This window comes from Psychrobacter sp. (assembly GCF_041554015.1).
GTDB lineage: Bacteria > Pseudomonadota > Gammaproteobacteria > Pseudomonadales > Moraxellaceae > Psychrobacter.
On the sequence record NZ_JBFFMS010000004.1, the window covers coordinates 1 to 12,897 of the forward strand.

At 44.8% G+C, this 12,897-nt stretch carries 11 protein-coding genes; 1 reads left to right on the forward strand and 10 read right to left on the reverse strand.

Features of this window, described 5'->3' with window-relative positions; genetic code table 11:
- The 9 genes from ABYU67_RS02220 to ABYU67_RS02260 form a co-directional block, all read right to left on the reverse strand.
- Positions 1 to 194: GFA family protein (locus ABYU67_RS02220; protein ID WP_372843392.1), on the reverse strand; the 194-nt coding region annotated here is incomplete at its 3' end.
- Between the two features lie 62 nt (positions 195 to 256).
- A complete protein-coding gene (locus tag ABYU67_RS02225; RefSeq protein ID WP_372843393.1) occupies positions 257 to 1,057 on the reverse strand; it encodes an enoyl-CoA hydratase/isomerase family protein in 801 nt (266 codons plus the stop codon).
- A 61-nt stretch (positions 1,058 to 1,118) separates the two neighbouring features.
- On the reverse strand, positions 1,119 to 2,729 hold the full coding sequence (locus ABYU67_RS02230; RefSeq protein WP_372843394.1) for a carboxyl transferase domain-containing protein: 1,611 nt from the start codon (positions 2,727 to 2,729) through the stop codon (positions 1,119 to 1,121).
- Positions 2,730 to 2,854: 125 nt separating this feature from the next.
- Positions 2,855 to 4,609, reverse strand: coding sequence for an AMP-binding protein (locus tag ABYU67_RS02235; RefSeq protein ID WP_372843395.1), 1,755 nt, complete (start codon positions 4,607 to 4,609; stop codon positions 2,855 to 2,857).
- A gap of 337 nt (positions 4,610 to 4,946) precedes the next feature.
- The gene (locus ABYU67_RS02240; RefSeq protein WP_372843396.1) at positions 4,947 to 6,203 is read right to left on the reverse strand and encodes an FAD-dependent oxidoreductase; all 1,257 of its coding nucleotides are present in this window, start codon (positions 6,201 to 6,203) and stop codon (positions 4,947 to 4,949) included.
- Positions 6,204 to 6,438: 235 nt separating this feature from the next.
- The gene (locus tag ABYU67_RS02245) at positions 6,439 to 7,158 is read right to left on the reverse strand and encodes an amino acid ABC transporter ATP-binding protein (RefSeq protein WP_372843472.1); all 720 of its coding nucleotides are present in this window, start codon (positions 7,156 to 7,158) and stop codon (positions 6,439 to 6,441) included.
- Positions 7,159 to 7,340: 182 nt separating this feature from the next.
- A complete protein-coding gene (locus ABYU67_RS02250; RefSeq protein ID WP_372843397.1) occupies positions 7,341 to 8,009 on the reverse strand; it encodes an ABC transporter permease subunit in 669 nt (222 codons plus the stop codon).
- Positions 8,006 to 8,752 (reverse strand): amino acid ABC transporter permease, encoded by a 747-nt coding sequence (locus tag ABYU67_RS02255; protein ID WP_372843398.1) that lies wholly within the window; start codon positions 8,750 to 8,752, stop codon positions 8,006 to 8,008. The genes ABYU67_RS02250 and ABYU67_RS02255 overlap by 4 nt, the downstream gene beginning before the upstream one ends.
- Before the next feature lie 107 nt (positions 8,753 to 8,859).
- Positions 8,860 to 9,858, reverse strand: coding sequence for a glutamate/aspartate ABC transporter substrate-binding protein (locus ABYU67_RS02260; protein WP_372843399.1), 999 nt, complete (start codon positions 9,856 to 9,858; stop codon positions 8,860 to 8,862).
- A gap of 408 nt (positions 9,859 to 10,266) precedes the next feature.
- On the opposite strand from ABYU67_RS02260, the gene ABYU67_RS02265 reads away from it, so the two are divergent.
- Entirely contained in the window at positions 10,267 to 11,247 is a 981-nt protein-coding gene (locus ABYU67_RS02265; protein ID WP_372843400.1) for an Hsp33 family molecular chaperone HslO, read from the forward strand.
- A gap of 124 nt (positions 11,248 to 11,371) precedes the next feature.
- On the opposite strand, the gene ABYU67_RS02270 is transcribed toward ABYU67_RS02265, so the two are convergent.
- On the reverse strand, positions 11,372 to 12,838 hold the full coding sequence (locus ABYU67_RS02270) for an esterase/lipase family protein (protein WP_372843401.1): 1,467 nt from the start codon (positions 12,836 to 12,838) through the stop codon (positions 11,372 to 11,374).
- Positions 12,839 to 12,897 lie beyond the last annotated feature (59 nt).

The following is a 12,897-nucleotide window of genomic DNA, read 5'->3' on the forward strand; positions in this document are numbered from 1 at the left end:
GTCTCTTTTTGCCAACTTTTTATATTGTCACTTTTTATCCATTTAAAATGGCGCGCTTCGATAACGGTCGCCGAATTGGCACTTGAACTTGACTGTTTTTTACACAACGAACAATGGCACTGATAAATCTTAAAAGGCTTGGTCTGTATGTCAACAGAAAACTCGATATCACCACACAAGCATTTTCCTAACATTATATTCTCACCTTTTTTGAATAACGTCTGATGCTTAAACAGCTTATTCTAAGTTTGTGACCCTAAATTAGCCAATCAGGTTTGCGCTTTTGTAAAAAAGCTTGCACGCCCTCTTTACCCTGCTCTGATGAGCGGATATCAGCGATGCCTTTGACCGTATTAGCAATCAGCTCATCGTTAATAGGTGCACCCGCGACTTCATGCAATAAGCGTTTGCAGGTTTTGACTGCTTCCGGGCTGTTTTTAACCACTTTGGCACAAAATTCTGCAACTGTGTCATCAAGCGACTCTTCACTAACGCGCTCATGGATGAAACCAAGCTGACGGGCTTTTTTACTATCAAATACTTCTGCACTTAAGAAGTAACGCTGCGAGGCTCTAGCGCCTAATGCGCGTATCACATAAGGGCTAATGGTTGCTGGTGCTAAGCCCAAACGTACTTCGCTAAGACAGAAATTGGCAATTCTCACCGCGATTGCTACATCACAAACCGCAACCAAGCCCATGCCACCTGCATAGACGTCACCTTGGATAGCCGCTATCGTTGGTTTTGAACACTCATAAATAGTCTTGAGCATTTGCGCCAATTTGTCCGCATCCGCTAGATTTTCTTCATAGCTATAATCCGCCATGGCGCGCATCCAATTCAAATCGGCACCTGCACAGAATGCTTTACCAGCTGCTGCTAAAACGATAACGCGTACTTGATCATCAGCGCCAAGCGTCTTAAACGCATTGGTTAGCTCGCTAATCATTTCATCGTTAAAGGCATTACGTATCTCAGGGTGATTCAAGGTTACCGTTGCAACGTGCTGCTCAACGTCAACCAATAGACTTTTATAATTATTCAAATTTTGTTGCATGACTTTCTCTATATTTTATGTATTTATGAGCGCGAAATGATTTGCAATATACCGTTCACTGCTACATTCTAAAGACACCGAAAGTCGTTTCTTCAATCGGCGCGTTATGAGCGGCGCTAAGCGCTAATGCCAACACGTTACGCGTATCAGCAGGGTCAATCACGCCGTCATCCCATAGACGTGCGGTGGCATAATAAGGATGACCTTGCTCTTCGTACATTTCACGAATCGGCGCTTTAAATGCCGCTTCATCTTCATCACTCCACGCCTCACCTTTACGGTCAAAGTTATCACGCTTGACGGTTGCGAGTACCGACGCTGCTTGCTCACCGCCCATCACAGAGATACGCGCATTTGGCCACATCCATAAAAAACGTGGACTATAAGCACGTCCACACATACCGTAGTTACCCGCACCGAATGAGCCACCGACGATGACGGTAAATTTAGGCACTTTAGCATTCGCCACTGCCATCACCATTTTGGCACCATGACGGGCAATACCTTCGTTTTCGTATTTACGACCAACCATAAAGCCAGTAATGTTTTGCAGGAATATTAATGGGATTTTGCGTTTACAGCACAGCTCAATAAAGTGCGTGCCTTTTTGCGCCGATTCACTAAATAAGATGCCATTATTGGCAATAATACCAACGGGCATGCCTTCAATATGAGCAAAACCACAAACCAGCGTCGTGCCGAAACGTGCTTTAAATTCATCAAAGGCACTATCATCAACGATACGGGTAATAATCTCTCTGATATCAAATGGCTTGCGCTTATCGGTTGGAATAACGCCATATAACTCTTTGGCATCATAGCGCGGTGGCAGCGGTTTGATTTGATTCGGAATTTGCTTAGCCGGACGATTTAAGTGACTGACGATATTACGCGCTATTGATAACGCATGAGTATCGTTTTGCGCCAAATGATCAACCACGCCTGACAGACGCGTATGCACATCGCCGCCGCCCAAGTCCTCGGCAGTAACCTCTTCACCTGTAGCAGCTTTGACCAGTGGCGGACCACCCAAAAAGATAGTCCCTTGTTCTTTGACAATAATAGACTCATCGCTCATCGCTGGCACATATGCGCCGCCAGCAGTACAGCTACCCATCACCACCGCAATCTGCGGAATGCCAGCGGCACTCATATTGGCCTGATTAAAAAATATACGCCCGAAATGCTCTTTATCAGGGAACACTTCATCTTGATTGGGTAAGTTGGCACCGCCAGAATCAACCAAGTAGACACAAGGTAAATTGTTTTCTTGCGCGATTTCTTGGGCACGCAAATGTTTTTTGACCGTCATTGGATAATAAGTGCCGCCTTTTACCGTGGCATCATTACAGACAATCATACACTCAGTGCCGTTAATGCGACCGATACCAGCAATCACGCCCGCCGCTGGAATATCTTCGCCATACATATCGTGCGCCGCCATCGGAGCCACTTCTAAAAATGGCGTACCAACATCAAGCAAACGCTCGACACGCTCGCGAGGTAATAACTTGCCACGTGCCAAATGCTTGGCGCGTGCACGCTCTGAGCCACCTTGGGCAACTTTGCGCAGGTGCTGATATAAATCATCAACGACCTCTTGCATGGCAGCACTGTTCTGCTGAAATTCAGCGGCATTTGGACTCAGTTTACTGGTTATGATAGCGCTCATGATATCCCTTTTCTTTAATGCGTAAATGCGAGTAGCTTGTTATGCGAATTATTTTAACGACTGGTTATTTTAGTTTTTGCTAATACAAATGATTAGTAAAACAAGAAATGAAACGGCTCCATCTTTTATAAGCCTAATTCTTCTCTCATTTGCTCGATAATTTTATATTTTTGAATTTTACCGGTAATAGTCATTGGGTATTCGGTCACAAAACGATAATAGGCTGGCACTTTATAATGGGCAATATGCTCACTACAGAATTGGCGTACCTCCTCTTCCGTTAAGCTGCCTTCTTCCTTGGGAATAATCCAAGCCGCCAATACCTCACCATACTTTTCATCAGGAACGCCGACAATTTGTACATCACGGATTTTAGGATGACGGTAAAGGTAGTTTTCAATTTCGACCGGATAAATATTTTCACCGCCGCGGATGACCATATCCTTACTACGACCGACGATTTTGACATAGCCATCTTCATCCATGGTCGCCAAATCACCGGTATGCATCCAGCCATCTTGAATGGCTTCACGGGTCTTAAATCGGCTGCCCCAATAGCCTTTCATCACCGAATAACCACGCGTCAGCAGCTCGCCTGTCTCACCTAAGGGTACAATCTCGCCGGTTTCGGTATCAATCACTTTGACTTCAAGCGCAGGTTGTACCAAACCAACGGTCGAGACCTGCTTATCAAGCGGCGTATGCTCATTGGTCTGACAAGATACCGGACTGGTTTCGGTCATGCCATAAGCAATGGTAACCTCCTTCATGTGCATCTCATCGATGACGCGGCGCATGACCTCAATCGGACAGCTAGAGCCTGCCATAATACCGGTACGCAAAGTGGATAAATCAAAGTTTTTAAATTCAGGATGGTCAAGCTCGGCGATAAACATCGTCGGTACGCCATGCAGGCCGGTACATTTTTCATCTTCTACGGCTTTTAAGACCGATAAAGGTTCAAAACCGTCATTTGGATAAACGATACAACCGCCATGCGTGAGAATGGCTAAATTACCAAGCACCATACCAAAACAGTGATATAAAGGCACTGGAATACACAGTCTGTCCTCTTCGGTGAAATTCATCGCTTCACCGATAAAATAGCCGTTATTGAGAATATTGCGATGGCTTAAGGTCGCGCCTTTTGGTGTACCGGTTGTCCCACTGGTGAATTGTACGTTGATAGAGTCAGTGTTTTTGAGCTGTGCTTGACGCTCGGCTACGCGTGGATCATTGGCATCACCTTCCGCCATCCATGCAGAGAACTTCTGCATAAAGTTAAACTCTTCATCGGAGTCTGGCTCATCAATCCAAATAATACGCTCAATCGTCGGAATCTCGACCAAATCCAATTGAGTATAGTTTTTATGGTAAATCTCAGGACACATCTCACGGATCAAACCGGCGTAATCACTGCTTTTAAAATGGCGCATGAGTACCAGTGCCGAGCAGCCCAGTTTATTGAGTGCATATTGCAGCTCAAAGACACGATAAGCTGGGTTGATATTGACTAAAATTATACCAACCTTGGCCGTTGCCAATTGCATCAGTAGCCATTCGGCATTGTTGTGCGACCAGATGCCGATGCGATCACCAATCTCAAGCCCCATCTCAATCATACTACTCGCTAACTGATTGACTTGCTGTTGTAGCTCTCGGTAAGTCCAACGGATATTTTGATGGCAGACAACCAGTGCTTCGCGTTCAGGATATTTAGAGACGATGGCATCAAAGAAATCGCCGATGGTCGCTTCAATCAGCGGTACCTCAGGACCTTTATCATAGCTTTGAGTCAATGGCGCATTTGCTGAGCGCGCGCCCATATTGATAGAGGGAATATTATTTAAAATGCTATCAAAATAGATATTTTGAGTCATAACGAGTCCTTTCGTTTTACTTTTTATAATGCTAATAAGTCGCCTGTCACCTATTCATGCTTCCTTGAACAGGTCTCGACTAGCGTTAGCTACTATACCGCCTTAAATCGAACGCTGTCAATAATAGTAATACGCTCTGTATCATTTAATTGAATATCATTGTGATGCTTTATTAAAGATAGCATAAATATATGGCAGTTATTTGACACAAAAAAACCAGCCACGTATGTATAGATGACTGGTTTTTAGTTGGCATTAGATTATAGAGAGCCTTTAACTTAAAACATGAGGTATGTTTAATAAGCTAAAAGCTAAGCTACAGGCAACTTGCCAATCATTACGCGGATGCCATCGGCGGCGCTTTAATAGTCACGGTTGCGCTGACCTCACCACTATCATCGAGCAAATTCATAACAAGCTCATCATCCGTTTCAGTGGCTACTTGCCAATTACCAGCAGCTTGCGTCACGCCCGTTACCATCACCGAAATCGCTTTATTCTTTAGGCGAATCATCGGCGGTTTATGCTCATAACCGCTATGCTCTAATCCCAAAACGTCATCAGCAATCGTCGCTGCCTGCGCACGCAGCGGTGCTACATAGCGGCAGGCGACGCCATTGATAGACATACAATCGCCAATCGCATAGATATTATCGGTAGTAGTACGCAGCGTTGGCGCATCGACCTCAATACCAGTACGGCGATTGAAATCGACCCCAGCGGCACTTGGCAATGTACTGTCAACGGTCAAACCCGTACTGGCAATCACATGGTCAACGATGAGTACACCAGATTGTTTAGATTCTGTAGGTTGTGCGTTAGAAGCAAATGGCTCATAGCTGACTTGCAACTTACCAATAGTGCTTTCCTCTTCATTACCCTCACTGATACGAACAACATCCGTCACCAGATAACCACCTAAAAAGTTAATACCTTGAGATTTGACTGCCGCTGCAATACGCGCAGTCGCTTTTGGCGGTAGCATTTGTGATAGCGGCGCATCATTTAAATCAATCAAGGTCACCTCATGACCCGCCTTTAGCAAGTCCTCAGCAATCTCTGTCCCAACCATACCCGCGCCAACAATCGCTACATGCTGACTGCCCGCTGCCAGCTTTTCTTGTAGCTGCCCAAAACGCTCAATATGATTGACATGCCAGACCAAATCTTCTGGTAAGCTTGGTGGAAAGATCGGGTGAGCGCCCATAGCTAACACCAGCTTATCATAGCTGATGGTTGCGTAATTGGTATAGACAGGATCTGAGCGCAGCGCTGAGATAAGCTGTACCGTTTGCGCAGCAGCGTCGATGTCTGTCACCTGCGTATTGGCAATTAAGGTCACTTGTGCCGCCTCAGCCGCAGCAGCGCCAGTCGCGCGTACCAAATCTGAGGCTTGCTTGTTTTGACTGATTGCCATAGTGAGCATGGGCTTATGATAGCGGTCGCCGCTGTCTGTAGTAATTAAGGTAATCGCCACCTCTTTGTCTTTGGCACGAATGGCATCAATAACGTGCCAGCCGGCCAAACCTGCACCAATGATAACGATACCTTTAGATTCTGCTGTTGTCGATGAAAGCATAGTTTCTGAGCTCATACTGACTCCATGATAGATGAGAGATTATATTTTTTATGATAATGGCTGTTTATAAAAGTAGCAGTTTATAAAACTGACTGCCATTGTATCAGTAAACAGGTATTCACTCACGTATTCAGTCACATAGGCGTTTACATCAGTATCTATAGAATCGTTTACATGGTTACTCACCATAAAAAAAGCGCCTATAAATAATGAATAGACGCTCTCGATCAATCAGCTTACACCGACTGCCTTAATGATTGAGAATCTTCGATAAGAACATTTGCGCACGGTCACTTCTTGCGCTTTCAAAAAACTCATCCTTGCTACAGTTTTCAACGATATGACCTTCATCCATAAAGATGATTCGATTGGCAACCTGACTGGCAAAGCCCATCTCATGAGTCACACACATCATGGTCATGCCCTCACGAGTCAGTTCAACCATCACATCAAGCACCTCTTGAATCATCTCAGGATCAAGTGCTGAAGTTGGCTCATCAAAAAGCATCGCTACCGGATCCATCGCTAACGCACGAGCAATCGCGACGCGCTGCTGTTGCCCACCGGAGAGCTCAGCTGGATACTTTGCTGCTTGCGCCGTTAGCCCGACACGGTCTAGATAGGCCATGGCTTTTTGCTTGGCCTCCGCTTCTTTACGTCCCAATACTTTGATTTGGGCGACGGTCAAATTGTCAATAATCGTCAGATGCGGGAACAGCTCAAAGTGCTGGAATACCATGCCGACACTACTACGCAGTTTTGGCAAATTGGTTTTTGGCGCGCCGACAGATATGCCGCTGACCATAATCTCACCTTTTTGAAACGGCTCAAGCCCATTGACCGTTTTTATCAAGGTCGATTTACCACTGCCTGATGGACCACAAACGACGACCACGTCGCCTTTATGTACATGGGCGCTACAGTCAGTCAATACCTGAAAGTCGCCATACCATTTACTGACATCACTCATCTTGATGACGATTTCATCGCTTGCATGACCATTATCGGTGACCAGTCCGCCAAATTGATTGATATACGTATCCGCATTATTTACCACTGGCTCATTCATCGCTGGCTCCTAACCACATTATTTTCATCATTATTAAATAAAGCTTTTATTAGATAGATCCGATACTGTTTTGGCAAAAAGTATCAAAATCTCAATCTTTTTTGCAGTTGCTGCACGCCAAGAGAAGCGCTCAAACTGATGATAAAGTAAATAGCACCGGCTCCTAAAATATAGGGCGTCAGTAAGCCCATCAGCTCACCGCGTACATAAGCGGCGCGGAAAAAGTCTGTCAAACCAATGGCAAAAACCAGGGTCGTATCTTGGAATAAAATAATACATTGCTGCAAAATCAGCGGTAACATCTTGCGAAAGGCCTGCGGCAAAATAATCAAGCGCATGGTCTGCCCATAGGTCATGCCAAGCGCCTTAGCAGCATTAACCTGACCACTGCCGATAGATTGGATACCAGCACGTACCACCTCTGAAAAGTACGCCGCTTCAAACATCATAAAGGCGACCACACACGAGGTAAATGCTGTATCGAGTTGCAGGTACTTACCAGCGACCCAAAAATAAATCATCGGTACGGCAAAATAAAACCATAGCAGCACGAGCAGTAGTGGCACAGAACGGAAATAATTGACATATAGCTTTGCAGGTATCTCAAGTACCTTGATACCAGATAAACGCATCAACGCTAAGACAGTCCCCAAGCTGAGACCGCCTAAAATTGCTAAAAATAATACTTTTAACGTCGTCAGCATGCCACCCATCAAACCGGGATAGGCAGTTGCAAGTTCGGTCATATTCATTTTTGACTCCCTGCAATTAGCCCAGGCACACGCAATTTACGTTCAATCAATCCCATAATGGCAATCAACGACAGATTGAATACCAGATAAATAATGGTCGCATAGGTATAAATCTCAATACTGTTTTGGGTATATTCACTGATGGTTTTGGTCTGACTGATCAGCTCCATCACCCCAACCAAAGATGCCACCGAAGCGTTTTTAAAGCAGTTGGTGAGCTCTGAGCTTAGCGGCGGTAAGATAATCCGAAACGCTTGCGGTAATAGCACCTCTTTATAAGCTTGCGGAATGCTAAAGCCGAGCGCGTAGGCGGCGTTGATTTGCCCTTTTGGTAAGGATTCGATACCGGTCCGTACCTGTTCAACAATACGAGCGGCGGTAAATAAACCTAGACCGATACTGGCTGAGAGCATGGCTGAGGTATTGGGAGACAAGTCTTTATACCACCACTCTTGTATGGACGGGGTTAGCCAACCGGGGGCGATATAAAACCAGAAAAAAAGTTGTACCAATAAGGGGATATTGCGAAAAAAAGTCACATAAGCGGTACCAATAGCACGCGCGCCTTTATTGGGCAAAGTACGCATAATGCCAAGAATAGTACCAACCACCATGGCGATCGCCCAAGCGATACTACCAATCAATAACAACCAGCCGAGACCGGTAATCATCCAATGGATATACAGCTCGCTACCGATACCGGTTTGCTCAAAGAGCACACCCCAGTTCCAGCTATAATTCATAATTGTCTCTCCGAGCAACGGTGAAAAAGCTCACGCTTCAGACTGCTATCAAGACATTGACAAACACTCTGAACGCATGAGCATGCTATGTTGAGGGACAAGGAGCGTTATTGTGCCGTGGCAACTTTTGGCTGATCGCTATCATGTGGACTCGCAATCAAGGCTTTTAAGTTATCTGACATCTCAAACTTTAGGTTGACGTTTTTTGGTGGAATAGGATTCATAAACCATTTGTCATAAATACTGTTGATCTCACCTGATTTAAAGACATTGGCTAGTGCTTCATCGACGACGGCTTTAAACTCTGGATCGTCTTTACGCATCATACAACCATAAATCTCAAACGATTGTGGCTCACCTACAATCACCCATTCATCCGGATTTTTTGCTTTGGCTTTTTCGCCAGCAAGCAATACATCATCCATCATAAACGCATCAGCGCGACCATTTTCTAACATAAGGAAAGCTTCGCCGTGGTCTTTTGCTGAGATAACATTGATATCCATCTTTTTATCATCGTTATATTCACGAATATAACGCTCTGAGGTGGTACCTGCAGTCGTAACCAAGGTTTTACCCTTTAAATCATCAAAGCCTTGGATACCTGAATCTTTTTTGGTCAATAGACGGGTGCCGATTTCAAAAAAGCCGTTTGAGAAAGCGACTTGTTTTTGACGTTCTTCATTGTTAGTCGTTGAACCACATTCAAAATCCACGGTACCGTTTTGCACCAACGGGATACGCGTTTGTGAAGTAATCAAGTTATAGCGGATTTTTAGATCCGGCATATTGAGTTTTTCTTTGACCGCGTCTACCACTTTCATCTCTAAATCATGGGCATAGCCAATCGGCTGATTTGGGTCATCAGCAATGTATGAGAACGGAATAGACGAGTCGCGGTGACCGACGACGATGGTGCCAGATTCTTTGATTTTATCTAAAGTGCCATTGCCATTGCCATTCGCCGTCGCCTCAGTGGCTGCCCCATCTGATGGCGTCGACTCAGTGCTGGTTTGCGTATTGTTGTTACAGCCTGCTAGGCCTAGTGCCATAAAGGCAACTAACGTCAATGGTTTGGATATAGAGGTAGGAAGAGAGTAAGTCATGAGATATGTCCTTTTATCACATTGCCACAAGATTGGAATGACATTTAAAGGCGATAGAGACCGTAAAAAACGCTATAAATGTGCGCTTATGAGCCCTATTGCTATGCATCCGTGCTGTTGCTGTTGTTTATCACTATGCAACTTAATGTTACTGTACAACAAATTGACTGATGAGGGTAAACTTTTTTTACTCAACTGACTGTTTTTGATTTTTAATTTGTGAAAAGTCATAATACCCAGATAAAACAAGCGCTCACCTCATGCATATAGGTACGTATTTACTAAGGCTAATAGGAAAATTCATTTTTTATAAGCAGCATTCCTTATGGCAATAATCTGCTAAAGCCGATTGATAAATCCGCATCTATCCCCATAAAGCTAGCAACTTCTTAATCTTATAAATGACCTATGACACAAGATAACCAAACTCCGATTACTGATGAGCAAAACGCTGATCTGATACATGATAATGATATTCGCCAACGCTTTTTTATAGAAGATTCACCCGTACGCGGCGATGTGGTGCGCCTATCGCGTAGCTATGCGACCATCATTGCTCAAAAGCCATATCCTGAAGCACTCAAACGCTTGCTCGGTGAGATGCTGACGGCGGCAAGTTTGCTGATTGGTACTGTCAAAATCAACGGTCGCTTGTCGATTCAATTACAATCATCAGATAGCGATAGCTTGCTGAACTGGGCGATGGCTGAATGTGATCAAAACGGTGTTATCCGCGCCCTTGCCAGCTGGAAGGGCGATACCGAAGAGCAGGCGCAAGCGTGGGACAATATGCTACACGCCAAAGAAGCGTTTGCAGAATTGGGTGCGACTGGTCAAGGTGTCTTGTTTATCAATATCCAGCCGGAGGGCGGCGAGCCGTACCAAGGTATTGTTGAGCGTAGTCATGACAATTTGGCTGACTGCTTGGCACATTATCAAAAGCAATCAGCACAGATTCCAACGCTGATCAACTTGGCCTCTGATGGTTTACAAGCAGGGGGCATCTTGGTGCAAATGCTACCACGTACCGCTGAAGAGACTTATGAAGTTGAGCAAAATAAAGATGCGGGTATCGATGATGATCTATGGATACGCTTGTCTGTATTGACGCGCACGCTAAAAGCGGAAGAATTGACCACGCTTGATAGTAATGAGATTTTGTACCGCTTATATCATGAAGAGCAAGTCGTCGCCCCTGAGCCAGTATCGCTATCGTTTGGCTGTACCTGTTCACGCGAGAAATGTGAAATGGCCATTGAGCAAATCGGCGAAACAGAAGCCTTTGATATCGTTGCAGAGCAAAACGGTACTTTTGAGATGGATTGCGGATTCTGCGGTGAGATTTATAAATTTACTAATGATGATATTGCAGCGATATTTGCTGAGTAGGCTTTTATCTTATTGATTTAGGTAGTCTGACATAAAAAACCCCTCAAGTATGATGCTTGAGGGGTTTTTAGTATTTGCCTGATTGGTTTTTTATTTTGTATCTTTTATCTTATACGTCCTAATATTAAACCTCATCGATTTCTGGATAAGAATAAATACGAGGATTCAGTGCATACTTTGCCTCATGTGCATCGCCCAATCTACTATCCAAGAGCCATGCGATAATTTGCTGATGTACTCTATCGCTATAGATTAAATTCATATGATTGATCCCATAAAAAATCGCTTTGTGCCCCTCTGGTACTGCCAGCGTATGCTCTTCAGTATGCTCACCAAGTGCCGACTCTACCGACACCAGCCCATCGCCCAGTAAGCTTGTGGTCTTAAATTCAAAATGGGTCTCAACCATCACTGCTGCTACCAGATAGGTATTCACATGCAGTGGCAAGTGCGTAGGATGACGAAAATCTGCTGGCAGGACGCTACGCCCCTCTAACGCTTGCCAGTCGGCATCTCGAATACTACCGTAACGCAAATCAATGATACCGGCACTGCGCATGTCGCCAAGCTTTGCCAATGACCCCGCAAACGGCAATTTGGCAATTTTATCTTGGACAAAATGCCCAATCTGCTCCAAACTTGCGCCATGATGCGGCGAGCCTAAAGTGATAAGATTGCCCACACGTTTGACCCAATCAAACCCTTGCTCTTTGCCATAAAACAGCGCGCTACGGCTCACCAAACCGCCCATACTATGACCAATCAAATCAATCTGAGTAATGTCTGGATTGTTCTCAATCAAATCTTGCAATACCTGAGCAAAGTTACGTCCATTACTTGAGATACGTCGACCGGTATTATAATTTAAGTATAAGACAGTCGATGATGGCAAGCTATACATGAGCGCTTTTGCCAGATTATACTCACCAGATACCTTCCAGCTTAAGTGACTTAAACAAAGTCCATGGCATAGAATAATCACGCGTCCTGACAAAACAGTGCTCTGCACGCGATTAGCAGTATCGTAAAGCACCATCGAAACCGCTAATGGGTTTTGATGGGTAAGCAGATGATCGCCCATGACCCCGTTTAGGATATTGACCATACGCCGCAAATTCTTTGGTAATAATCTGACCTTTTTAGGCCTTAAGACAGTGTTATAAAGGTGCAAACCTGACGCTAGGTTATTGCCAACCAGCTGCATTGCCTGACGTACCGTACCATAAATACGTCCCGTAATGCCCTGTTGCCAGCGCTCGACATAGCCTTTATTAAACCGCCCCAAAGGCCGCAGCAGAATCTCACGATGGATGGCTTCTACAATATCAGTCACCTCAACCACGCCCATAGTCGCAAGCTGTGCCAACCCTTCAAAAAAACCAACCAATGAGAGCGGTTGATACGGTTGAACATCACTCTGATTCACGCTTTTTTCAGTCAGCTCATCCACATAGATATAGTCAAGCTTATCCAGCTCCTCATAGACGTCGCCTTGGAATCCTGTATCGATAGCGGATTGCTCCTGATCAGAGGGATGCTGAGTCGTCGCAAATAAATCATGAATGGTTTCTAAAGGTTTTTGACTGAGCATAATGTTGACATATCAAACAGTTAAAGAGATTTTCCATACTATCCTGTAATCATCATAAA

What these genes read in the sequence shown, in the direction of transcription:
- ABYU67_RS02225 (WP_372843393.1), bottom strand. Translation starts at nt 1,057, where the DNA reads ATGCAACAAAATTTGAATAATTATAAAAGTCTATTGGTTGACGTTGAG.
- ABYU67_RS02230 (WP_372843394.1), bottom strand. Translation starts at nt 2,729, where the DNA reads ATGAGCGCTATCATAACCAGTAAACTGAGTCCAAATGCCGCTGAATTT.
- ABYU67_RS02235 (WP_372843395.1), bottom strand. Translation starts at nt 4,609, where the DNA reads ATGACTCAAAATATCTATTTTGATAGCATTTTAAATAATATTCCCTCT.
- ABYU67_RS02240 (WP_372843396.1), bottom strand. Translation starts at nt 6,203, where the DNA reads ATGAGCTCAGAAACTATGCTTTCATCGACAACAGCAGAATCTAAAGGT.
- ABYU67_RS02245 (WP_372843472.1), bottom strand. Translation starts at nt 7,158, where the DNA reads ATGAGTGATGTCAGTAAATGGTATGGCGACTTTCAGGTATTGACTGAC.
- ABYU67_RS02250 (WP_372843397.1), bottom strand. Translation starts at nt 8,009, where the DNA reads ATGAATATGACCGAACTTGCAACTGCCTATCCCGGTTTGATGGGTGGC.
- ABYU67_RS02255 (WP_372843398.1), bottom strand. Translation starts at nt 8,752, where the DNA reads ATGAATTATAGCTGGAACTGGGGTGTGCTCTTTGAGCAAACCGGTATC.
- ABYU67_RS02260 (WP_372843399.1), bottom strand. Translation starts at nt 9,858, where the DNA reads ATGACTTACTCTCTTCCTACCTCTATATCCAAACCATTGACGTTAGTT.
- ABYU67_RS02265 (WP_372843400.1), top strand. Translation starts at nt 10,267, where the DNA reads ATGACACAAGATAACCAAACTCCGATTACTGATGAGCAAAACGCTGAT.
- ABYU67_RS02270 (WP_372843401.1), bottom strand. Translation starts at nt 12,838, where the DNA reads ATGCTCAGTCAAAAACCTTTAGAAACCATTCATGATTTATTTGCGACG.